Raw genomic sequence first — 24203 nt, forward strand, 5'->3', positions numbered from 1 at the left:
ACTAACAAAAGTTCTTTGAAAACTGAACACAATACAAGCGTCAACGTTAATTCTAAGTAACAAAACTTATTGAGCAATCAATACTCTTATTGGAGAGTTTGATCCTGGCTCAGGATGAACGCTGGCGGCGTGCCTAATACATGCAAGTCGAGCGAACCTGAGGGAGCTTGCTCCCAAAGGTTAGCGGCGGACGGGTGAGTAACACGTGGGCAACCTGCCTGTAAGACTGGGATAACTTCGGGAAACCGGAGCTAATACCGGATAATATATGAGACCACATGGTCTCGTATTAAAAGATGGCTTTTAGCTATCACTTACAGATGGGCCCGCGGCGCATTAGCTAGTTGGTGAGGTAACGGCTCACCAAGGCAACGATGCGTAGCCGACCTGAGAGGGTGATCGGCCACACTGGGACTGAGACACGGCCCAGACTCCTACGGGAGGCAGCAGTAGGGAATCTTCCGCAATGGACGAAAGTCTGACGGAGCAACGCCGCGTGAGCGAAGAAGGTCTTCGGATCGTAAAGCTCTGTTGTTAGGGAAGAACAAGTATCGTTCGAATAGGGCGGTACCTTGACGGTACCTAACCAGAAAGCCACGGCTAACTACGTGCCAGCAGCCGCGGTAATACGTAGGTGGCAAGCGTTATCCGGAATTATTGGGCGTAAAGCGCGCGCAGGCGGTCCTTTAAGTCTGATGTGAAAGCCCACGGCTCAACCGTGGAGGGTCATTGGAAACTGGGGGACTTGAGTGCAGAAGAGGAGAGCGGAATTCCACGTGTAGCGGTGAAATGCGTAGAGATGTGGAGGAACACCAGTGGCGAAGGCGGCTCTCTGGTCTGTAACTGACGCTGAGGCGCGAAAGCGTGGGGAGCGAACAGGATTAGATACCCTGGTAGTCCACGCCGTAAACGATGAGTGCTAAGTGTTAGAGGGTTTCCGCCCTTTAGTGCTGCAGCAAACGCATTAAGCACTCCGCCTGGGGAGTACGGTCGCAAGACTGAAACTCAAAGGAATTGACGGGGGCCCGCACAAGCGGTGGAGCATGTGGTTTAATTCGAAGCAACGCGAAGAACCTTACCAGGTCTTGACATCCTCTGACACTCCTAGAGATAGGATTTTCCCTTCGGGGACAGAGTGACAGGTGGTGCATGGTTGTCGTCAGCTCGTGTCGTGAGATGTTGGGTTAAGTCCCGCAACGAGCGCAACCCTTGATCTTAGTTGCCAGCATTCAGTTGGGCACTCTAAGGTGACTGCCGGTGACAAACCGGAGGAAGGTGGGGATGACGTCAAATCATCATGCCCCTTATGACCTGGGCTACACACGTGCTACAATGGATGGTACAAAGGGCAGCGAAACCGCGAGGTTAAGCCAATCCCATAAAACCATTCTCAGTTCGGATTGCAGGCTGCAACTCGCCTGCATGAAGCCGGAATCGCTAGTAATCGCGGATCAGCATGCCGCGGTGAATACGTTCCCGGGCCTTGTACACACCGCCCGTCACACCACGAGAGTTTGTAACACCCGAAGTCGGTGGGGTAACCGTAAGGAGCCAGCCGCCTAAGGTGGGACAGATGATTGGGGTGAAGTCGTAACAAGGTAGCCGTATCGGAAGGTGCGGCTGGATCACCTCCTTTCTAAGGAAACTGAAGTTCTACGAACTTCATAAAAAGACGCTTTGTATTGTGGTCAGTTTTGAGAGTGCTTTTGTGCTTTCAGAGGTCGATTTTTGCGAAAATGCAAAAATCATTTGCGCTTGCGTCTAAAAGATGAATCGAAGATGATTGATTCCTCAGCGCAAGGCAGCATGAAGATAACTCACTGATGATTAATCACGATGTGATTGAAGTCAGTAGCCTCGTTCCTTGAAAACTAGATAACGTAACAAAACATTCATTGAAGTAGTAAAAGTTCTTTAAAACTTAAAGGTGAATGAGAAGCGAGAAGGTCGAGGAACCGATTGAGGTATCACCGGAGCGTACTTAAACGTACGTGAGGATGATGACGACAAGTGGTGACGAAGAGATTCGACGCTTATCAAAGCCGAATAGGTTAAGTTATGAAGGGCGCACGGTGGATGCCTTGGCACTAGGAGCCGATGAAGGACGGTACTAACACCGATATGCTTCGGGGAGCTGTAAGTAAGCATTGATCCGAAGATTTCCGAATGGGGAAACCCACTGCTCGTAATGGGGCAGTATCCTTACCTGAATACATAGGGTGAGAGAAGGTAGACCCGGGGAACTGAAACATCTTAGTACCCGGAGGAAGAGAAAGCAAACGCGATTTCCTGAGTAGCGGCGAGCGAAACGGAAGATAGCCCAAACCAAGAGGCTTGCCTCTTGGGGTTGTAGGACACTCTATACGGAGTTACAAAAGAGCGAAGTAGACGAAGCGACCTGGAAAGGTCCGTCAGAGAAGGTAACAACCCTGTAGTTGAAACTTCGTTCTCTCTTGAGTGGATCCTGAGTACGGCGGGACACGTGAAATCCCGTCGGAAGCTGGGAGGACCATCTCCCAAGGCTAAATACTCCCTAGTGACCGATAGTGAACCAGTACCGTGAGGGAAAGGTGAAAAGCACCCCGGGAGGGGAGTGAAAGAGAACCTGAAACCGTGTGCCTACAAGTAGTCAAAGCACATTTATGTGTGATGGCGTGCCTTTTGTAGAATGAACCGGCGAGTTACGATCCCGTGCAAGGTTAAGTTGAAGAGACGGAGCCGCAGCGAAAGCGAGTCTGAATAGGGCGATATAGTACGTGGTCGTAGACCCGAAACCAGGTGATCTACCCATGTCCAGGGTGAAGTTCAGGTAACACTGAATGGAGGCCCGAACCCACGCACGTTGAAAAGTGCGGGGATGAGGTGTGGGTAGCGGAGAAATTCCAATCGAACTTGGAGATAGCTGGTTCTCTCCGAAATAGCTTTAGGGCTAGCCTCGAGTTAGAGTCTTGGAGGTAGAGCACTGATTGGACTAGGGGCCCTCATCGGGTTACCGAATTCAGTCAAACTCCGAATGCCAAAGACTTGATTCTCGGGAGTCAGACTGCGAGTGATAAGATCCGTAGTCAAGAGGGAAACAGCCCAGACCACCAGCTAAGGTCCCAAAGTATACGTTAAGTGGAAAAGGATGTGGAGTTGCTTAGACAACCAGGATGTTGGCTTAGAAGCAGCCACCATTTAAAGAGTGCGTAATAGCTCACTGGTCGAGTGACTCTGCGCCGAAAATGTACCGGGGCTAAACGTATCACCGAAGCTGTGGATTGTTCTTACGAACAATGGTAGGAGAGCGTTCTAAGTGCAGCGAAGTCAGACCGAGAGGACTGGTGGAGCGCTTAGAAGTGAGAATGCCGGTATGAGTAGCGAAAGAGGGGTGAGAATCCCCTCCACCGAATGCCTAAGGTTTCCTGAGGAAGGCTCGTCCGCTCAGGGTTAGTCGGGACCTAAGCCGAGGCTGAAAAGCGTAGGCGATGGACAACAGGTTGAAATTCCTGTACCACCTCATTACCGTTTGAGCAATGGAGGGACGCAGGAGGATAGGGTAAGCGCGCTGTTGGATATGCGCGTCCAAGCAGTTAGACTGGTAAGTAGGCAAATCCGCTTACCGTAAGGTTGAGCTGTGATGGCGAGGGAAATAAAGTACCGAAGTTCCTGATTCCACACTGCCAAGAAAAGCTTCTAGCGAGGTAGAAGGTGCCCGTACCGCAAACCGACACAGGTAGGCGAGGAGAGAATCCTAAGGTGATCGAGAGAACTCTCGTTAAGGAACTCGGCAAAATGACCCCGTAACTTCGGGAGAAGGGGTGCTTTTTAGGGTGAATAGCCCTGAAAAGCCGCAGTGAATAGGCCCAGGCGACTGTTTAGCAAAAACACAGGTCTCTGCGAAGCCGCAAGGCGAAGTATAGGGGCTGACACCTGCCCGGTGCTGGAAGGTTAAGAGGAGGGGTTAGCGTAAGCGAAGCTCTGAATCGAAGCCCCAGTAAACGGCGGCCGTAACTATAACGGTCCTAAGGTAGCGAAATTCCTTGTCAGGTAAGTTCTGACCCGCACGAAAGGTGTAACGATCTGGGCACTGTCTCAACGAGAGACTCGGTGAAATTATAGTACCTGTGAAGATGCAGGTTACCCGCGACAGGACGGAAAGACCCCGTGGAGCTTTACTGCAACCTGATATTGAATTTTGGTACAGCTTGTACAGGATAGGTAGGAGCCTTGGAAGCCGGAGCGCCAGCTTCGGTGGAGGCGTCGGTGGGATACTACCCTGGCTGTATTGAAATTCTAACCCGAAGGCCTTATCGGCCTTGGAGACAGTGTCAGGTGGGCAGTTTGACTGGGGCGGTCGCCTCCTAAAGAGTAACGGAGGCGCCCAAAGGTTCCCTCAGAATGGTTGGAAATCATTCGTAGAGTGTAAAGGCACAAGGGAGCTTGACTGCGAGACCTACAAGTCGAGCAGGGACGAAAGTCGGGCTTAGTGATCCGGTGGTTCCGCATGGAAGGGCCATCGCTCAACGGATAAAAGCTACCCCGGGGATAACAGGCTTATCTCCCCCAAGAGTCCACATCGACGGGGAGGTTTGGCACCTCGATGTCGGCTCATCGCATCCTGGGGCTGTAGTCGGTCCCAAGGGTTGGGCTGTTCGCCCATTAAAGCGGTACGCGAGCTGGGTTCAGAACGTCGTGAGACAGTTCGGTCCCTATCCGTCGTGGGCGTAGGAAATTTGAGAGGAGCTGTCCTTAGTACGAGAGGACCGGGATGGACACACCGCTGGTGTACCAGTTGTCCTGCCAAGGGCATAGCTGGGTAGCTATGTGTGGAAGGGATAAGTGCTGAAAGCATCTAAGCATGAAGCCCCCCTCAAGATGAGATTTCCCATAGTGTTAAACTAGTAAGATCCCTCGAAGATGACGAGGTTGATAGGTCAGAGGTGGAAGCATGGTGACATGTGCAGCTGACTGATACTAATCGATCGAGGACTTAACCAAAATGATGAATGTAGGAGCGTTATCTAGTTTTGAAGGAATGAATCCTTCAACATAGTCTAGTGGCGATAGCGAAGAGGTCACACCCGTTCCCATACCGAACACGGAAGTTAAGCTCTTCAGCGCCGATGGTAGTTGGGACTTTGTCCCTGTGAGAGTAGGACGTCGCTAGGCACACAGAAGATCAGCCAATATGGTTGGTCTTTTTTATTTCCCCTTTTTTGATTGGATTTATTTGGATATATAGATTGAAGAATGTGCCAGTCTGGCAGTTGTTATATGGGAATCGTTCCCGTTTTGAGATTGATTTCAAGTGAATGGTAGCGAAAAAGGCGTAATCGCGCCACTTTTGGGAATGTGATGAAGGAAATGGTAACGAAAGCTTATACACAAGATTGTTTAGATTTTTATTTTTAATAACGGCAAAAAATTAGGTAATGATGACCAAGCGAACGTCTTAATAGACTCTTAATTGTAAAAGATTAGGAAGCAATGTTCCGGTAAATGCCGTAAAGAGTTTCGTGATTGTAAAAGATTAGGAAATGCTGATCGGGCAAACGCCATAAAGAGGTTCATGTTTGTAAAAAATTAGGTAAAAATGAACCAGCAAACGTCATAAAGAGGCTCTCGTTTGTTAAAAAATGGTAAAATTGAACCGACAAACCCGATTAACGGTATATCACGCACCCGTAAAACGATAAATGGTATACCGCAAACACCATCTTTTGTGCTTTTTTAATTAAATTTATCAATCCGGGCCGCCTCATTTACTTCCTTTCATCTATTAATCAAGCAAATACTCTCATTTGGCTTTAACATTTATCGTTTTTTATAAAAAAACATCCTGCCTTTACAACAGGATGATTGAATATGTGGGAAAGTATATCGTTTTTTTGAAAAACCTTCTTGAATTTTGAACTAAGTATCAAGAAAATAATGAAGGTTCCTCTTTTAGGATATGAGTTAGCAATTCAGTCATTTTGACAGTATCACAAACTCTTACGGTTGCATCGCCAAAATGACCTTTGTACATCACCTGATTAGTTAGAAAAACGTCGTCAACTCGTTCGTATTTTTCAGAGGTGTGACCAATATGCCTTCTTTGAGGCACGTTGATTTCGGTATTATCCGGTAATACGGTGTAAAGCTTTTCATGATGATTGGTCAAACGTCCAGGTATATCAAGCCATTCTTCAACTCCATGTATATATGTACATCTTCGTAAATCGACTCCGATTAATAAAATGCTCGCCTTTTTATCCAGTAATTTTCCCCAACTCGATTCCCTTGCACAAGGAGTGTCAAATTTTTCATTTCCTTCAACAAATTCACGAGCACTTTTACCCAATGCTGCAACAGAATGAGTAGGATGCCATGAGCGAACAACACCGGGACGTTTGCGGAAAAGTTCTGTTAATAGACCAACACATGAAGGGGACTCATCAACATAATACCGAGGATTCTCAGCATTTATATAAGACCACGTATGGGTTGGAAAAACTAAAAGGCCATTTTTCATGTATTCGGACAAAGCATCAAGGACGGTATCTGCGCCTCCCTCAACTTGACCAATACTTTTCATCGACGAATGAACAAGTAAGGTTCCATTTTCATCGATACCTAATTTTCTAAGATGATCTAATAAGTCTTGTTTTGTGTACATCACATTCTACCTTTCTATCATTATAGCAATAGAATACCACATATAATTGGTTAGTCTAATGAAAGGGTAGGCACGATTGTAACTTTATCATTTCTCCGATTTTTATAGTACCTCAACTAAGATTTAACGATCCAGTAGTAACAAGATGTGAGGACAGGTACACTGCCCCATCCTCTGCCCCATTAGACTCCTGGAAACCAGCCTGGTGTGTGAATGATAGCATTCCATAGAGGATCTGGAATTACTAATTCTTTTTGTTTGGTTTTGTCAATTTTTGTGACGATTTCGTTTTCTTTATCTTCTGCTACTTTTTGTACCCAATCTGGTTCAATGATTAGACCTCTACCGATTGCTAGTAAAGGGACACCGGTTTTAAAGGCCTTACGAGCATCCTCTGCAGTATAAATAGATCCAACTCCAATCAATGGAACCCTGTTATTAATTGTTTCAAGCAAGTATGCAATACGTGTTTTGTTGGTATCCTCAACACCTCTTCTAGCTGTTGAAAAGAAATCTGCTAAAGACACATGAAGGTAATCAAGTTCTTTTTCAGCTAAAGTATCAACCAGTTTAAGTGTATCACCCATTGTAATTCCAGGTGTTTCAGGTTCTTCTGGTGAAAAACGGTACCCGATAATAAATTCAGGAGTCGCATGTTCTTTTACAACTCTTTGCACTTCTTCCACAATAGCAAGTGGGAAGGTCATGCGTTTTTCTAGGCTACCACCAAATCGATCCTCACGACGGTTTGAGTGTGGGGAGAAAAATTGCTGTATTAAATAGCCATTTGCCCCATGTATTTCAACTCCATCATAACCTGCTTCGATTGCACGGCGAGTAGTTTCTCCGAATGCTTTTATGATTTCTTCCACTTCACGTTCCGTTAATGCTCTTGGTTTTACCTCAGGCTGCTCTGTTGATCTACCGCCTCTTTCTGCAGGCACATCACTCGCGCTGACGATTTCTCCATTTGGAACTAATTCGGGAGGACACATTCTTCCGCCATGAAAGATTTGTAAGATTGCTTTGGCACCTTTTTCTTTAATTGCTTTTGCTAATCGCGTTAAGCTTGGTATCATCTCATCCTTGTCACCAGCAAATTCACCGTGAAATCCTTTTCCATTTGGAGTAACATATGTACAAGCTGTAATAACCATGCTCACTCCACTAGCACGGCGAGCATAATAATTCACCTCAGCATCTGAAACAGTTCCATCTGGGTTAGAAGAGAAGTTTGTCATAGGTGCCATGACGAGTCTGTTTTTTAATTCAACCCCGTTAGGGAGATTAAAAGATGTTAACATAAATTGATTGTCTGGATTCATTGATTGTAACCTCCAAAAACGTTCGATTTTTAAAAGAAAAGGGAAAACCAGTACTTAGCTAATCAGTGGTCCTTTATTAGCGTGCAAAAATAATGATACATGGAATCGGAAACGATAGGAAGTATTCTGCTTATGCATGGGTGGGAGGAGAAGGGGGAAGAATCACGTGTTCAGATGATTCTCCAAGTAAAATGGTTATAAAAAAGCGAGTTGACCCAAAATGTCAACTCGCTCTATTAATGCCCCTGCCAAGGAATTTTATTTTACCACATAATGTGTTGCAGTGTGTATGGGGAACATTGTCACAAACGTACCTAATTTAAAAATCTTATCAATCGCCTGAATTTCATCTGGTGTTAAGGCTACATCTAGTGTTTTTAAGTTGTCCAGCACTTGATCGGCTCGTTTGGCACCTGGGATGACTGTATCAATCGCATCTCGTATTAAATACCATGCTAATACGAGGTGGGCGACATCCACCTGTTTGTCATTTGCAATGTCTCGAAGTTGTTCCACTTTTTCTAAGTTTTGATGGAATGCTTCGCCTTGTAAATGAGGCATCCTTGTGCGCGCAAGTCATTGAAGGTAGTGTTTTTTATTGTTTTCCCAGCTAACAAACCAGAATTACTTGCTTCTAGTCAAATGGGGCATCCTTTTTATGTAAAATTAGGTTATTGAGATGTATCAAAAATGTGGGTGTTTAAAACTTCTCAAGCGTTAAGGGATTAGAGTATTCTGGTTTAACAAACCCACATTTTAACGGGAGGTAGAAAAATGCGTTCAAGAAGAGTTGTTTTAGATTTAGCAGTTAGTTTAGATGGATTTATTGAGGGCCCAAAAGGGGAAGTTGACTGGTGTGTAATGGACTCAGAAATGGGGTTTTTAGATTTCTTAAATAATATCGATACTATTTTTTACGGAAGAAAAAGCTACGATTTATGGGGGCAATATACTCCTAAAACGGAAGACCCAGATACGGAAAAGGAAATGTGGAATATCGTCCATAGTAAAGAAAAATATGTATTTTCTCGAACGCAAAAGGGTACTGATCATCATGTGAAATACATAAACGATCATATTTTCGAAGAAGTAAATGAATTAAAGAAAAAGCCCGGTAAAGACATATGGCTGTACGGAGGAGCGAGTCTGATCACCACTTTTATCAATTTAGGGCTTGTTGATGAATATAGATTGTCTGTTCACCCTGTTGTATTGGGAGAAGGAAAACCTTTGTTTAGCGACATAAAACAGAGGGTGAATCTGAAATTGGTTCACACAAATAGATTTTCATCTGGCGTTGTTCAATTGATCTATCATTTAAACTAGTTACGGTAAACGGCTTGGGACAATGAACCTGTCCCTTTGTCCCAACACCTGTTTCCTCACTTAATCTTATGTGATAAGATGTACAAGCCTCTACATAGAGTACGTAAATAATAATAAAGGAGATGATGATGAGTGAGTCAGGAATTTATTGAAGTTGTTAATGGAAGAGAGAACAATTTGAAAAATGTGCATGTACAGGTTCCAAAGGGGAAAATCACGATTTTCACAGGGGTCTCTGGTTCAGGTAAGTCATCGATTGTTTTTGATACGATTGCACAGGAAGCAGGTCGCCAGCTAAACGAGACTTTCAGTAGTTTTGCTCGGCAGTTTTTGCCGAAATACAGCCGGCCTGAAGCTGATGAAATTAATAACTTATCTACTGCGATAATTGTTGATCAAAAACGACTTGGTGGAAACGCAAGATCCACACTTGGGACGGTTACTGATATTCATCCACTGTTTAGACTGCTCTTTTCTCGTTTTGCCTCTCCAAGTATTGGTTGGAGTAATGCCTATTCCTTCAATGATCCAATCGGGATGTGCCCACAATGTGAAGGGATTGGAAGAACGATTACGTTAAATCTTGATGCAGCTCTAGATAAGGAGAAATCCTTAAATGAAGGGGCGATTTTACTTCCAGGGTTTGGACCGGGTACATGGCAATGGAAAGCATATGCTGAATCAGGTTTCTTCGACAAGGATAAAAAGATCAAAGATTATACAAAAGAAGAATTTGAAAAGCTTGTTTATGCCGAAGAGGAAAAGGTCGCAATTAGTTACATGAATGGGGAAATCAATACAACTTATGTTGGCCTGGCTGTAAGATTTATGCGTCAAAATGTGAATCGTGACAAAGACACATCAAAAGCTGCCGAAAAGAAGCTCAAGGAATTTGCCACAACTGGTACATGTCCTAGCTGCCACGGAACACGTTACAATGAGAAGGTTATGTCTTCTAAAATTAAGGGCTATTCCATTTATGACCTGACATCTATGCAGTTGGATGAGTTAATTGGAGTCCTACCACTGTTCGACGAACGTAGTGCGAAACCTATAGTGGACGGAATTTTAGAACGGGTTAAGAATCTTTGTGATATTGGATTAAGTTATTTAACCTTAACACGTGAAACACCGACCTTATCTGGCGGTGAGTCTCAACGGGTTAAAATGGTGAAATACCTATCTAGTAACTTAACAGGATTAATGTACATATTTGATGAACCAAGCACTGGACTTCATCCTCGCGATGTCTACCGATTAAATGATTTACTTGTCAAATTACGTGATAAAGGAAATACCGTATTAGTCGTGGAGCATGACCCAGACGTTATACAAATTGCAGACCATGTTATCGATGTGGGTCCAAATGCTGGTACTAACGGTGGCAATATTATGTATAGTGGAAGTTATCAAGGGTTATTGTCTTCAGATACACTTACAGCTCAGTATTTAAACAAGAAGATGGAAATCAAAGAAAACCCAAAACCAGTTAATGAGTTTTTAGAAAGCCAAAAAAGTAATCTGCACAATTTAAAAAATGTCAGCCTTCGCGTCCCAATTGGTGTATTTACAGCTGTTACGGGAGTAGCGGGTTCAGGGAAAAGTACGCTTGTAAACGAGGTCTTTGCAAAAGATTATACAGAATCGATTCGTATTGATCAAAGCCAGGTACACGGTAACATACGTTCTAATCCAGCAACCTTCTCTGGGATTATGAATTCGATTCGAAAAGCCTTTTCTGAAGCAAATAATGTGGAGAGTGGGTTATTCAGCTATAACTCTAAAGGGGCCTGCGAAACTTGTGGAGGAACTGGGACAGTAGAGCTTAATTTATCTTTTATGGATAAAATGGAAATGGAATGTAGCGTATGTCATGGCGATCGTTACAAACAAGAAGTGCTTCAATACCTCTATAAGGGAAAAAATATTGTAGACATAATGGAGATGACTGTCGCGGAAGCCGCGGAGTTTTTTGAAGCGAAAGACATCCAGAGACAGCTAAAAAGCATGGCAACAGTTGGATTAGGCTATCTATCATTAGGACAACCCCTAAACACATTGTCCGGTGGAGAAAGTCAACGACTGAAACTTGCAAAAGAGCTTAATAAGAAGGGCAATATCTATATTCTCGATGAACCAACAACCGGATTGCACCTTTCAGATGTCTCGAATATATTAGTGATTATCGAAAAATTAGTCGAAAAGGGCAATACAGTGATTGTGATCGAACATAACCTGGACGTGATTCGAAACAGTGATTGGATCATAGATTTAGGACCGGATGGTGGAACTGGTGGTGGAGAAATTCTATACGAAGGCCCACCAGCAGGACTTAAGAATTGTGAGCGGTCGATAACTGCGAAATATATTTAAGAGTATAGGTGCCTGTACGGTAGTGTAACAGAAATTGTTTTCGTTGGTAGTCCTAGTTAATTAGGGCTGCTTTTTTTATCATTTCATATGAAAAGCGAAACTTAATTTAGTTTGAATCGTAGATAAATATAAGTAAAAAATGTGAACAAATATACAGGGGATACAAGTAGAACGGTCTTGATATGATTTCTAATTTTCTCAAAGGGGGGGCTACGATGGAAAACCAAGCAGATGAATTATTAACAACTATAAAGAAGTTGAAGAGCGCCATTAGCAAAGAAAGTTGTAAAAAACTAAATTTAAATAAGTGTGAACGAGTGGTTCAAAAGCTCGCTTCATTTTCAGAAAACTGTGCGGATTGTCAGCTCTATTTGCTTGAATTGAAAAATCATTTTATTCAGCTAGAAGCGAATATAGACCGGATTGATACGGTTCTAAACCAACATAAAAAAGTGATTAATGACATTGTGTCTCATCTTCAAAAGAAGCATAAGTTGGTACCTGAGGGAATGTACTTAACATTATACATGTCAATAGGGATGAGTTTGGGTATTGTGTTTGGATTAACGATATTTGAAAATATTGGGTTAGGAATACCGATTGGGTTGAGTATGGGCATTGCTATCGGTGCTGGTTTGGATGCAGATGCTAAGAAAAAGGGAAATACAATTTAGTTTCATACATTAGAAGGTTTTCGCGTTTTTCTTGTTTTAACTTGGCGGGAACAGGATGGACATAAAAAGGAGAGACTAGTCGATCTCTCCTTTTTACGTCTACTTATTTGAACCTTTTGCTAACGATTTTCTATCAATTGCTTCTGGTTGTTTTTCTAACCATCCGTGTTTCACCATAATATTGTAAGAAAATGCACCTGCCTCCATAGCATGGGTAAAGACTTTAGAATAGTTAACGATAATATCCGACCTGAAGCTGGATCCTAATGATGCCCCGTAGTAGGAAAGAGCGGCATTGACTAAAAATCCAGCGTGAAACATAATCAATTTGTCAGAGAATGGACTGATTGTTGAATCGGTAACCTCAGCATCCCATTTCTCAGGGATTGGTAAATGATCCTGTTGTAAAATTAGATCAAAACTTTCGGCATCTTTTCCTGCTAATTTCACGTTCTTCACCATAAAAGTTCGAACTTCCTCTGACCTAGCTACCTGACTAAAAGCTAAACTTAATGATTTGATAAATCCAGTTTTCGTTGAATTGAAGAAAAGGGTGCTAATTTCCGAACTATTAAGTGGTCGTTTGTCACCCATTAAATTTGAAACGAACCCTGGTGATTCAATAAACGCGCTTTCTTTTGGTGAAGGAATGGTTGGTACACTAGTGAATTTTGGCTCGTTTTTAGCTAATTCCACTATTTTTTGAAACAGTTCCTTAGAAGATTCCGTACACTCAAAGAAGTAATTTTGAATGTCTTTTCGTTCCGTGTTTGTGATTGCTAAACTATAAGCGGTCAACCCATGGATGGTCATAATATAGGAATAAAATAATAAAAATTGATCAGAAAAAAGTCGAGGTGCGTTGACATTTACGTCACTCTCTGTAAATCCAGTTGGTAGTTTGTAATTAGCATTTTTAAAGAATTTGCTAATTTTCGTAATATGGCTTTCAGCTAACTGTAATGAACTTTCTAAAATAGGTTTAATCTCTTTGTTTTCAACGATGTTAAGAAAATATTTGTATACACATATAGCCATACTATCACCCATATACTGAAGCCACAGTGCGGATACTTCAGCAGCGGTTAATCTGTTGGTTTTATTTTTACTTTCCTTAAAGATACCCAAAGAAAATACCTCCGATTTTATCAATTAGTATTCTTGGGTTATTTTATGGAATGTAGCTACGAATTAAACACTGATAACCGAACTAGTATTTTAAGAAGGTTTAAACTTGAGTATAAAGAGGGTGATGTTATGAATAGAGATAACCCGAAAAAAGTGGAGAACAATCAAACAGTGGATTCTAAATACATTCAGCAGCATCTTGCGAATGAAAGAACATTTTTAGCATGGGTAAGAACGGCAATTGCGATTATTGGGGTTGGGTTCCTTGTAACGAATTTGCATTTTACAATGAAAACCAGCCTTTCCTCGACAGGGGATCTATTAGCAAATGTGATTGGACTATTTTCTGTTGGGATTGGCATTCTGACTATTATTATGGCTATGATTGCCTATATGAGAAAAATCAATGCGATTAATAACCAGACGTTCCGCACTCCCAAAACCACGGTGCTCACCCTTGGCGTTTTTGTCATAACGATTGCAGTCGTCTTTGGGATTTACTTTGTAATTTTGTAAGGGCAAACTGGGTATAACGAACTCATCTAAAGTTCCTCTGTCCGCGGTCTATATGCTATAATTTGGATTGAAATTATAGTTAGGAGTGACCATTCTTGGCAATACATGTAGTACTTTATCAACCAGATATTCCGGCTAATACAGGAAATATTGCACGTACTTGTGCTGCAACGGATACAGCCTTACATTTAATCCGGCCACTTGGCTTTTCAACAGATGAAGAAATGATCAAACGAGCGGGTTTCGATTTCTGGCATTCCGTCAATATCACGTATTATGACTCATTAGATGACTTTTTTTCGAAAAATCAAGGTGAGTTTTACTATATTGAAACGTTTGGCGAAAAAACACATTCAGCTTTTGATTTCAGCGATGTTTCAAAAGAACATTATTTTATGTTTGGAAAAGAAACAACAGGCTTACCTAAAGTTTTGCTAGAAAAACATAAAAATCATTTTTTAAGAATCCCAATGAATCAGCATGTTCGATCCCTTAACCTTTCAAACACCGCTGCGATATTGGTATATGAGGCATTAAGACAACAAGGATATCCGAATTTGAAATAAGAAATCTTCCATCTTGGAGGATTTTTTTGGCTTGCACATAACAGGTCTGGTAATCTTTCGAACATTTGCTTATTTTCAGCGGCTATGTTTAACTAATATATAGTAACTTAATAATCTAACAATTCGACTAGGGGAGCATGTATTTGCTGAGAGATAGAAATATCGACCCTTTGAACCTGATCTAGGTAACACTAGCGTAGGGAAGTGGAGTTGGTATTTGTCGTGTATACGATGATATATTACCGAACCCATTTCTAGTCACTAGTGATGGGTTTTGTTTTTTCTCCCTGATGTCAAAAGTAGAGAGGGGAAATGAAAGTGAGTCGTTTATTTACTGATCGTTTATGGAATCGAGTAGAACCAATTTGGAATTCGTATTTGGAACATCCTTTCGTCAAAGGGATAGGCGAGGGCTGGTTGGAAAAGGAAAAATTTAAACATTATATGAAACAAGATTATGTGTACTTAATTGAGTATAGCCGTCTATTTGCGATAGGAAGTGCAAAAGCTCCCGATTTAAAAACAATGTCCATTTTTGCAAATCTTTTACATGGTACGCTTGAGGTGGAGATGGATCTTCACCGTCAATATGCCGCGAAATTTGGTATCTCTCATGAAGAACTAGAGGCCACAAAGCCTGCATCAACTACGACTTCTTACACAAGTTACATGCTGAACGTCGCCCACCTTGGCGGTGTTGAAAATGTTGTTGCAGCCGTCCTTACTTGTGCTTGGAGTTATAATTTTATTGGAAAAGAGCTCGTAACATGGCCTGGATCCATCGAACATGAATTTTATGGAGAATGGGTTAAAATGTATGCATCCGATGAATTTACGAAGTTATCCGATGATTGTAAAACTCTTCTCAATGTAATGGCTAGTGGAAAATCTGAACGAGAACTAGCAATTCTTGAAGAAATTGTCGTAAAAACAAGCATGTACGAATACATGTTTTGGGATATGGCAGAGCATTTAGAGGAGTGGCCGATTAACCTATAAGTGTTAAATCTCAAAACTCGGTTAATGGCTACTTTTTCGAAATAATCTAATATTTCTGTTGACAAGCTTTTGTCAATTCATGTAAGGTAGTAAGTAATAGATTCCTAAATTAAATACGATTTTCTCTTATCAAGAGTCGGGGGAGGAAACTGGTCCGTTGATCCCGCAGCAACCGTTACGATGAATGTATCAAGGTGCTAATTCCAGCAAGCAAATGCTTGAAAGATGAGTGTGGACGTACATAATGCCTCTTCCTCATCGGAAGGGGCTTTTTAAATTTTATATGTTTACACTTAAACGTATATTAGGTGTCCACATTTTACAAAAACTAAGTAAGTTGATGTGAAAAATCGTATTTTAATTGGGGAAAATACCTAAGGGAGAGATGCAAAATGACAGTAACAAAAACAGATAGCTTGTACAAAAAGGAATACTTCGGAAGACTTCCAGAATTGAAACAGTATGCCCCAGAGACCTTTCAATCTTTCATCAAGTTTGATAGCCAAGCTTTAGCAGCGGGAAGACTTTCCGTGAAGCAAAAGGAACTGATTGCCGTGGCGGTCGCGCATATCACAGGTTGTCCATATTGCATTGATTTACATGTTGGCAATGCGAAAAAGAATGACTCAACGAAAGAGGAAGTGGCGGAAGCTATTTTTGTTGCGACTGCATTAAAGGCTGGTTCTTCTTTAGCACATGGGGTGAATGCACTCAACGCATATGATGGAAATGGTGATGAAGAACTGTATAAGGCATCCTATTTTGCTAGACTGAAAGAATTTGCGGACTTGAGTGGAGAGGCATTTAAAGCATTTATTGATTTTGACAGTAAGTCGCTCAAAGCGCAAAACTTAACAGAAAAGGACAAAGAGTTGATTGCGGTTGCTTGCGCACATACAACGGGTTGTCCGTACTGCATCGATCTTCATACGAAAAATGCTAAAAAAGCAGGCGCTGATTTGGAAGAAATTTCTGAAGCTATTTTCGTTGCCGTTGCATTAAAAGAAGGATCTGCGCTGGCGCACAGTGTGAACGCACTTAATGCGTATGATGAAAATTAAGTAGGAACATTATCATTATAGAAAAAACCTATTGACAAAAAAATGAAATAAATTTACACTTAAAACAACTATTTTGTATAACAAGATAGTTGTTTTTTATATCAGCTATCTTGTTAAACCAACTACCTAAGAATAACTTTATTTTTTTGTTCACTACCTTGTATAGCAAACTAGAGGGGGGAGTAAGATGAGATGTCAATAAGAAGCCAATTGTTAAAGGGAGTATTGGATGGATGTGTGTTGGCTGTCATCGAAAAGGAGCCTATTTATGGTTATGAACTTTCACAAAAATTGCTGAATATCGGTTTAGCAGATGTAAGTGAAGGAACGATTTATCCAATTTTATTACGGCTTCAGAAAAATGGGCTCATCAGGGGAGAAATGCGCCCCTCTGAATCAGGACCGAATCGCAAATATTATTTTCTGACTGAAAAGGGACACGAGGCATTAGAGATTATTACGGAAGAATGGAAACAAATTTCAAAACCAGTAAACGAATTACTGAAAGGGAGGTAAGGATATGTTATCAACAAAAAGTGAGGCATTTATCGACAATCTCAGAATGTACTTAATGATGTCAGGAAAAAATGAACAAGAAATTAAGGAATTAATGGAGGAATTAAAGGATCATTTCACCGAGGCAGAGAAAAGTGGGAGAAGCATAAATGATATTATTGATCAAACACCAGAACAATATATGGCTTCATTAAAACAAGAAATGAAGACAGATTATAATAGTCTATTAAAATTCCTTCCAGTCTTTTTTATTGGATTTATAGCCTATTTCCTCATAGGACCTGCCATAAGAGGAGAGTTTGAACTAAACATAATACAAGTCATTGGGATGCCCATTTTAGCTGTGTTAATGCTTGCTGTTTACGTCTACTTTTTACAGAATGCAGGTCGGAAGCAATACTCAAAGAAGAAATTTTTTCTTGGGGGCGTAATTGCCAGTATGATTGTCACAACATTAGCGATTCTCTTAATCGTTGTGAGTGATATATTTGTTAAGCCGTTTTTTGTAGGTGGCACAACTGCAGATATAGTTGTGATCGTGATTTGCTTTAGTATTTTTATAGGTACAGCGATTTGGCGTAAGATGTGGTCTCCCATTTGGATACCAGCATTTCTGATTATTCCTGATATTTTTACCCGTTTTACAGACTGGAGTGTTGAAACAATCCTTATCATTAGTATGGCATCATTTGTATTAATGTTTGTGTTTATCATTTTGAATATCTTGATACAAGAAAAAAGGAAAAAGAGGGTTGTCTGAGCAAGCATAGTAATAAAACGAATACATTACCCTATGGAAATTTTATAACAAGAAGAGAAATTTTACGTTATTTTAATGCACGTAACATAAAGCATTTATAAAAACCATATTTCTTAAAGCGATTTTAACAGCCCCTTAATATTCACTTACTACAATGGTAAAAAGGTAAGTGGATAGAAAGGGGCTTTACATGTTTCCTAGTCATTGTGATGAGATCTTATTTTGGCAAACAAAAGGTGAGATGCTAAAAAGGAGGAGAACAGTATGGATACTGCTACGCATGTTATGACAGGAGTGGGTTTGGCGGGTTTGTCCTTTCTTGACCCAACGATGGCCAATCATCCAGAACTACTTTCATCTATGTTGTTTTGTACAATTGTAGGCTCTAATGCTCCTGATATAGATATCATTCATAAGTGGAAAGGGAATGATATTTATGTTCAAAAGCATCGAGGCTTTAGTCATTCGATCCCCGCCCAAGCGATGCTAATCTTCTGTATTGCTGGTGGTGCCTCGATGGTCAATGGTGGATTATACTTTTCTACTTTTTTGTTTTGGACCTGTTTAGCAGTACTTCTCCATGTGATATCAGATATTTTTAACATTTATGGAACACAGGCATTTCGACCGTTGCGTAATAACTGGATTGCATTAAATATCCTGCCAATCTTTGATCCGTTTATTATGCTCGGACATTTACTTGGAACTGTTTTATGGTTTATGGGTTTATCACCCGGCATTGTATTTTCTTATCTGTATATTCTTATTTTCATATACGTTTTGCTCCGATATGTCATACAACGCAAGATAAAAAGAAAGCTGCTTTGCCAACGAGATTCAGGAGTAACCTACACGCTAATTCCAATGTTTCGCATCGATCACTGGGGGATTATTGCGAGTTTGAATGATCGATATAAGCTTGGAAAATATGAAAATGGTCGTATCACTTGGTCAAAAGACGTAATGAAAGCAGATGAAAAAAACAAAATTATCTGTGCATCAAAGAAAAATACATTTGTGCACTTTATAAAAAAACAATCGGATTGCATACATGCCAAAATTATTGAAAAAATGGACGGTTATGAGGTACATTGGTATGATCTTCGCTATCAATCTAGGATCGATGAACCGTATGTGGCCATTATTAAATTAGATCGAAAGCTTAATTTTGTTCATAGTGAAATAAAACGTGGATTCATTAGACCTACAGAAAGTGTTGAATAAAGTATGAAGTAACTACAGTCCACCCTTTCCATCTATAAATATACTTCTCATTTGCACCGCAATATGTGGTGCTTTTTGTTTGTAAAAATAGCATAGTTAATTCCAAGTTATTATTTAGTTGTCCTACGTCCTTCTAAACAATCAGACAAATTTGTGATTCCACACTGATGTCGAGTGATTCGGAGCATACGTCCATCTAATCGAGGATGTTTGCCTATCCACCAAGTCAGCAGCCCTCAACATACATAATCCTAAAATATCCTGAAATATCCAAAAATATGAGATTTGAGCAATTATTCTAAAAAGATATACAATTTTATTATGTCTTTAATCTTTTCGTTTAAGAATTCAAAAAAAGCATCAACAATTAGCAATTTTGCTAGTTTAAAAAAATTTTGGGGGTATGTAGGTAAATGAAAAAAAGATTATCAATTTTATTTTTAGTACTAGTCTTAGGAATCATGACAGCTTGTGGCACAGGAGAGGAAGCGGGAGGCACGACTAAGGGGGCCAAATCAGGAGGATCTAGTTTAGATGAGTTGAAAGAAAAAGGTACCGTTACGATTGGTTTTGCGAATGAGGCACCATATGCCTATCAAGATCCCAAAACGGGTGAATTAAAAGGGGCAGCCGTTGAGATTGCGACAAAGGTTTTTCACAATATGGGAATTGAAAATGTAAAAGGTCAAATTGCCGAGTGGAATCAGTTGATTCCGGGGGTAAAAGCAGGCAAATTCGATGTAATTACAGCAGGAATGGCGATTTTACCAGAACGTTCTGAACAAGTTGCATTTGGTGAACCAGAAATTCAATATGGTGAAGGCTTAATTGTTGAAAAAGGAAATCCCTTAGATCTTCACAGCTACTCAGATATTGCAGACAATCCGGATGTGATTGTAGCGGTCATGTCTGGTGCAACAGAAATCGAGTTCTTGAAAGAAATGGGTGTGAGCGAAGACCAAATCCTTGAAGTTGCTGATATTCCGGCGACATTCTCTGCTGTTCAATCAGGTCGGGCTCAAGCAACAACTGGTACTGAAATGACAGTGAAAATGGCTTTACAATCTTCTGATCAGAACGCACTAGAATTTGTTGAAGATTTTGAGCAGCCAGACATCAAAGGTGTACCAAGTTTTGGTGCAGCAGCATTTGCGAAAAGTAATGAAGAACTAAGGGAAGCGTATAATGCAGAACTTCAGAAACTTAAAGAAAATGGAGAGATTCTTGATCTCATTACCCCATCTGGTTTTGGTGAAGGAAACCTTGTTCCAAATGATTTAACGACGGAACAAGTGATCGAAAGTTTAAAATAACACGGGGAAAAGATGGATAGGTCTCCCAGTATGGGAGACCTTTTTTCATAACAAATGAGGTGAGTCCAATTAGTCAAATAGGTGAAATCTTTTCAATATTACTTCAAGGTCTTAATATTACGATTCTTATTTTAGTTACGTCTGCATTTTTCTCTTTTTTAATTGCATTTTTAGCGGGATTTGGTCGCTTATCAATGAACTTTTTTATTCGAAAATTCACAGGTTTTTTCGTAGAAATCTTTCGCGGAACCTCATTAATCATTCAGTTGTTTTGGTTCTTCTACGCGCTTCCGATTTTGTTTGGAATTGATTTAGGATCTGAATTTTGGGCATGTGTAATTGCAATTTCAATGAACTATGGAGCGTATATGTCGGAAACGGTTCGTGGTTCAATCCTCTCCGTTTCACATGGACAAACAGAAGCAGCCATTGCTCTGAACATGTCACGCTTTCAACGTATGAAAATTGTTATTTTACCCCAGGCAGTAAGGATGATGCTACCGGAATTCGGCAATTATCTGATTCAAATGTTGAAGGCAACCTCACTCATATCACTCGTAGGCTTGGCTGATATTGTGTATAGAGGCCAACTTTATACAAATACCAATCTTTCTTCGACGCCTACTGTATATTTATTCATTCTTATTTTTTATTTTGTAATCGCCTTACCTTTAATCGGTTTAACAAAGTGGGCGGAAAAACAATCATCGAAGGGAGTGGCTAGCGAATAATGTGGGATTGGAATATGTTTTTTGGATCACTTCCGATGATATTCAAAGGGATGTGGGTGACCCTTGGGGTGACAATCGCCTGTTATCTGTTTGCAATGATATTTGGTTTTGTTTGGGTAATGTTAAAACGAATTCCTTTTAAACCTGTTCAGTGGCTGATTTCATTTGTTCTTGAGTTTATTCGATCAACACCGCCGCTTGTTCAACTTTTTTTCTTGTTTTTTGGGTTGCCGATGGTTCCATATATTGGAGTGAGCTTAAGTCCATTCACGGTTGCTGTACTGGGGCTTGGCGTTCACTTTAGCACATATATTTCTGAAATTTATCGTTCAGGAATTGAATCTGTCGATAAAGGGCAATGGGAAGCCTCTATTGCGTTGAATATGTCTATAAAGGATAGATGGACAAAAATAATTCTTCCCCAAGCGATCCCTCCGACGATCCCGATGCTAGGGAATTATTTGATCATCATGTTCAAGGAAGTACCTTTGACGTCAACAGTTGGTGTTGCGGGTATGCTGCTCATGGCAGATAAATTTGGTGCGAGAAATTGGGCGTATCTAGAACCATATACATTAGTGGCTCTTTTCTTCTTGCTTTTAAGCTATCCATCAGCAGTCTTAATAAAGAAATTAGAAAACAAACTGAATCGACGATTTGATAAGAAAGATCCAACAGGAACGAAAAGTTTAAAGAAGGGAGTGGCAATCGATGGCTGAGCCGATTGTAACCTATAAAAATGTGACAAAGTCTTTCGGTGAAGTGGATGTCTTAAAAGGGATTAACTTAGATATCGCACCTGCTGAAAAAATCGCGTTAATTGGACCAAGTGGGTCTGGGAAAACGACGATTATTCGTTTATTAATGACATTGGAGGAACCCACTTCAGGGGTCATCGAGGTTGATGGTCAAAACCTTTGGCAAATGGAGAAAAAAGGGGAATTAGTAAGAGCGAACGAAAAGCATTTAAGGCAAATTAGAGGGGATATCGGGATGGTATTCCAGCACTTTAATTTGTTTCCACATATGACCATTCTAGAAAATTGTATGACAGGTCCAATTCATGTGAAAGGTCATTCCAAAGAAGAAGCCAGGAAAAATGCAATCGAAATGCTAGAAAAGGTTGGGCTGGGTGATAAATTAGATAACTATCCAAATCAGCTTTCCGGTGGTCAAAAGCAACGGGTAGCGATGGCACGTGCTCTCGTGATGCGTCCGAAAGTAATGCTGTTTGACGAGGTAACCTCTGCCCTTGATCCAGAGCTTGTTGGTGAGGTTTTAGAGGTCATCCGTGACATTGCCAAAGAAGGGGAAATGGCGATGGTCCTTGTGACACATGAAATGGACTTTGCCCGAGATGTCGCCGATAGGATCATCTTCTTGGAGAATGGCGTGATTGCTGAACAAGGAACACCTGAAGAGGTGTTAGAAAATACGGAAAGCGAACGTCTGCAGCAGTTTCTTAGTCGTTTTCGTTCTTAAAATTGGGGGTAACCCAAATACCATTTAAAGCGTTTATAGAGAAGGTGAGGCATCGTATAGTCTCACCTTCTCTTTTTAGACTACAAGAAATTAAAGGATAATCAGGTCTTGTAGAGAATACATTGAATTGTATATTTTTTGCAACGTTAAAGAAGTAAAGTTGTGAAAATTTCTGGGGGTGTTGGGATGGAGCGTATCTTAGGAAAGACAAAAGATGAGTGGATTCAAGCTTTTCCATTAGTAGAAAAACTTATCTTAACCGAGGAGGTTTTTTGGAGTAATCCGAAATACCAGGATTTTGAAAGTGCTAATCAATATGTTTCTTTAAAAATCAAGGATGTCCGTGATGCGGAAGAAAGATTAAAGAGATTTTCACCGTACCTTGCTCGCGCTTTCCCAGAGACAAGGGAAATGAATGGGATTATCGAATCACCCTTAAAAGAAATTCCTACGATGCAGAGTTCTTTAGAAAACTATTTTAGTAAAAAGATAGAAGGAAAAATGCTCTTGAAATGTGATAGTCATCTACCGATTTCTGGATCGATTAAAGCAAGAGGCGGTATTTATGAAGTTTTAAAGCATGCTGAAGACATAGCAATTGAAAATAGGCTTCTATCTACGGAAGAAAATTATAGCAAACTCGAAAATGATACATATAGAAAGTTCTTTTCCAATTATTCAATAGTTGTGGGTTCTACCGGGAATCTCGGATTAAGTATTGGAATTATTAGTGCAAAGCTAGGCTTTAACGTAACAGTTCATATGTCAGCCGATGCTAAGCAATGGAAAAAGGACCTACTCAGAAGTAAGGGAGTATCAGTGATCGAACATGAATTAGACTACAGTGTTGCAGTTGAACAAGGAAGAGAACAGTCCCAGAAAGATCCTAACAGTTATTTTATCGATGATGAAAATTCAACCGATTTATTTTTAGGTTATGCTGTAGCTGCATCAAGGCTAAAAAAACAACTAGAGGCGAAGGATATCATAATAGATGAAGACCATCCATTGTTTGTGTACCTTCCATGTGGAGTTGGAGGAGGGCCAGGAGGGGTGGCGTTTGGTCTGAAACTCATTTTTAAAGATCATGTCCATTGTTTCTTTGCTGAACCGACCCATTCTCCTTGTATGTTATTAGGGTTATTAACTGAGCAACATGACAAAATTTCGGTCCAAGACATAGGCATCGATAACAAAACCGCTGCTGATGGATTAGCGGTTGGAAGACCATCGGGATTCGTTGGAAAAACGTTGGAACACCTGATTAGTGGGGTTTACACAGTTGAAGACGATCAACTATTTGCCTATCTCAGTATGTTGGCACAAACAGAAGATATATATTTAGAACCATCTGCATTAGCAGGTATTGCGGGTCCAGCCCGATTATTTACAGAGCTAGAAGGAAGAACGTATATCGAAAATAATCAAGTTACAGAAAAAATGAAACGAGCGGTGCACATTTCATGGGCAACGGGAGGCAGCATGGTTCCTAAAAAAATAATGGATTCATATGTAGAAACAGGGGTAAAGGTATTAAAATCGAAGACCTCCCAGAATAATGTGTAGGAG

The 24203-nt window shown here is 40.7% G+C and carries 18 protein-coding genes, 3 rRNA genes, 1 pseudogene and 2 riboswitches; of the genes and pseudogenes, 18 read left to right on the plus strand and 4 right to left on the minus strand.

All coding sequences use genetic code 11. From position 1 onward, the window contains the following. Positions 1-86: 86 nt before the first annotated feature. The 3 genes from ABC371_RS16215 (at position 87) to rrf (ending at position 5151) form a co-directional block, all read left to right on the plus strand. Positions 87-1636, plus strand: a 16S ribosomal RNA gene (locus ABC371_RS16215). A gap of 413 nt (positions 1637-2049) precedes the next feature. Beyond that, positions 2050-4980, plus strand: a 23S ribosomal RNA gene (locus ABC371_RS16220). A gap of 55 nt (positions 4981-5035) precedes the next feature. After that, a 5S ribosomal RNA gene (gene rrf, locus ABC371_RS16225) occupies positions 5036-5151 on the plus strand. Together the 16S, 23S and 5S rRNA genes form the textbook arrangement of a ribosomal RNA operon. 751 nt (positions 5152-5902) lie before the next feature. On the opposite strand, the gene ABC371_RS16230 is transcribed toward rrf, so the two are convergent. The 3 genes and pseudogenes from ABC371_RS16230 to ABC371_RS16240 all read right to left on the minus strand — a co-directional run. Beyond that, a complete protein-coding gene (locus ABC371_RS16230; RefSeq protein WP_412897724.1) occupies positions 5903-6640 on the minus strand; it encodes an AAC(3) family N-acetyltransferase in 738 nt (245 codons plus the stop codon). Between the two features lie 182 nt (positions 6641-6822). Then, the gene (locus ABC371_RS16235; RefSeq protein WP_412897725.1) at positions 6823-7965 is read right to left on the minus strand and encodes an NADH-dependent flavin oxidoreductase; all 1143 of its coding nucleotides are present in this window, start codon (positions 7963-7965) and stop codon (positions 6823-6825) included. A 258-nt stretch (positions 7966-8223) separates the two neighbouring features. Beyond that, positions 8224-8588, minus strand: a pseudogene (locus tag ABC371_RS16240) (aldo/keto reductase); the annotation flags it as partial. Positions 8589-8739: 151 nt separating this feature from the next. Here ABC371_RS16240 and ABC371_RS16245 point away from each other — a divergent pair. From ABC371_RS16245 to ABC371_RS16255, 3 genes are all read left to right on the plus strand, one after another. Beyond that, a complete protein-coding gene (locus tag ABC371_RS16245; RefSeq protein ID WP_412897726.1) occupies positions 8740-9291 on the plus strand; it encodes a dihydrofolate reductase family protein in 552 nt (183 codons plus the stop codon). 132 nt (positions 9292-9423) lie between these two features. Then, the gene (locus ABC371_RS16250) at positions 9424-11664 is read left to right on the plus strand and encodes an ATP-binding cassette domain-containing protein (protein ID WP_412897727.1); all 2241 of its coding nucleotides are present in this window, start codon (positions 9424-9426) and stop codon (positions 11662-11664) included. 215 nt (positions 11665-11879) lie between these two features. Then, complete coding sequence (locus ABC371_RS16255) at positions 11880-12338, plus strand: glycine zipper domain-containing protein (RefSeq protein WP_412897728.1); 459 nt, start codon at positions 11880-11882, stop codon at positions 12336-12338. Between the two features lie 99 nt (positions 12339-12437). Here ABC371_RS16255 and ABC371_RS16260 read toward each other — a convergent pair whose 3' ends face one another. After that, positions 12438-13466, minus strand: coding sequence for a DUF3231 family protein (locus tag ABC371_RS16260; RefSeq protein ID WP_412897729.1), 1029 nt, complete (start codon positions 13464-13466; stop codon positions 12438-12440). Between the two features lie 129 nt (positions 13467-13595). Here ABC371_RS16260 and ABC371_RS16265 point away from each other — a divergent pair, with 129 nt between their 5' ends. The 12 genes from ABC371_RS16265 to dsdA all read left to right on the plus strand — a co-directional run bounded on the left by ABC371_RS16265 (position 13596) and on the right by dsdA (position 24200). Next, positions 13596-13982 carry a YidH family protein gene (locus tag ABC371_RS16265; RefSeq protein WP_412897730.1) on the plus strand — a complete coding sequence of 129 codons (387 nt, stop codon included), beginning with the start codon at positions 13596-13598 and terminating at the stop codon, positions 13980-13982. A gap of 95 nt (positions 13983-14077) precedes the next feature. Further along, positions 14078-14548: a tRNA (uridine(34)/cytosine(34)/5-carboxymethylaminomethyluridine(34)-2'-O)-methyltransferase TrmL gene (gene trmL, locus ABC371_RS16270; protein ID WP_412897731.1), complete on the plus strand. Its 471-nt coding sequence runs from the start codon at positions 14078-14080 to the stop codon at positions 14546-14548. A 119-nt stretch (positions 14549-14667) separates the two neighbouring features. Continuing rightward, positions 14668-14768: riboswitch (TPP riboswitch) on the plus strand. A 98-nt stretch (positions 14769-14866) separates the two neighbouring features. Further along, the gene (tenA, locus tag ABC371_RS16275; RefSeq protein ID WP_412897732.1) at positions 14867-15547 is read left to right on the plus strand and encodes a thiaminase II; all 681 of its coding nucleotides are present in this window, start codon (positions 14867-14869) and stop codon (positions 15545-15547) included. 123 nt (positions 15548-15670) lie between these two features. Then, positions 15671-15779: riboswitch (SAM riboswitch) on the plus strand. 160 nt (positions 15780-15939) lie between these two features. Continuing rightward, positions 15940-16608 carry a carboxymuconolactone decarboxylase family protein gene (locus tag ABC371_RS16280; RefSeq protein WP_412897733.1) on the plus strand — a complete coding sequence of 223 codons (669 nt, stop codon included), beginning with the start codon at positions 15940-15942 and terminating at the stop codon, positions 16606-16608. Positions 16609-16800: 192 nt separating this feature from the next. Continuing rightward, positions 16801-17124 (plus strand): PadR family transcriptional regulator, encoded by a 324-nt coding sequence (locus tag ABC371_RS16285; RefSeq protein ID WP_412897734.1) that lies wholly within the window; start codon positions 16801-16803, stop codon positions 17122-17124. A 4-nt stretch (positions 17125-17128) separates the two neighbouring features. Beyond that, positions 17129-17884: an HAAS domain-containing protein gene (locus ABC371_RS16290; RefSeq protein WP_412897735.1), complete on the plus strand. Its 756-nt coding sequence runs from the start codon at positions 17129-17131 to the stop codon at positions 17882-17884. Between the two features lie 264 nt (positions 17885-18148). Then, positions 18149-19108: a metal-dependent hydrolase gene (locus tag ABC371_RS16295; protein ID WP_412897736.1), complete on the plus strand. Its 960-nt coding sequence runs from the start codon at positions 18149-18151 to the stop codon at positions 19106-19108. Between the two features lie 413 nt (positions 19109-19521). Then, entirely contained in the window at positions 19522-20421 is a 900-nt protein-coding gene (gene ehuB / locus ABC371_RS16300; protein WP_412897737.1) for an ectoine/hydroxyectoine ABC transporter substrate-binding protein EhuB, read from the plus strand. A 68-nt stretch (positions 20422-20489) separates the two neighbouring features. After that, positions 20490-21152, plus strand: a complete 663-nt coding sequence (locus ABC371_RS16305) for an amino acid ABC transporter permease (RefSeq protein WP_412899375.1) — start codon at positions 20490-20492, stop codon at positions 21150-21152. Then, positions 21152-21871 (plus strand): ectoine/hydroxyectoine ABC transporter permease subunit EhuD, encoded by a 720-nt coding sequence (gene ehuD / locus ABC371_RS16310; protein ID WP_412897738.1) that lies wholly within the window; start codon positions 21152-21154, stop codon positions 21869-21871. The genes ABC371_RS16305 and ehuD overlap by 1 nt, the downstream gene beginning before the upstream one ends. After that, positions 21864-22634 carry an ectoine/hydroxyectoine ABC transporter ATP-binding protein EhuA gene (ehuA, locus tag ABC371_RS16315; protein ID WP_412897739.1) on the plus strand — a complete coding sequence of 257 codons (771 nt, stop codon included), beginning with the start codon at positions 21864-21866 and terminating at the stop codon, positions 22632-22634. Before ehuD ends, ehuA begins: the two co-directional genes overlap by 8 nt. A gap of 186 nt (positions 22635-22820) precedes the next feature. Beyond that, positions 22821-24200, plus strand: a complete 1380-nt coding sequence (gene dsdA / locus ABC371_RS16320; RefSeq protein WP_412897740.1) for a D-serine ammonia-lyase — start codon at positions 22821-22823, stop codon at positions 24198-24200. Positions 24201-24203 lie beyond the last annotated feature (3 nt).

Source organism: Bacillus jepli (genome assembly GCF_047238305.1).
Taxonomy (GTDB): domain Bacteria; phylum Bacillota; class Bacilli; order Bacillales; family Bacillaceae_L; genus Ferdinandcohnia.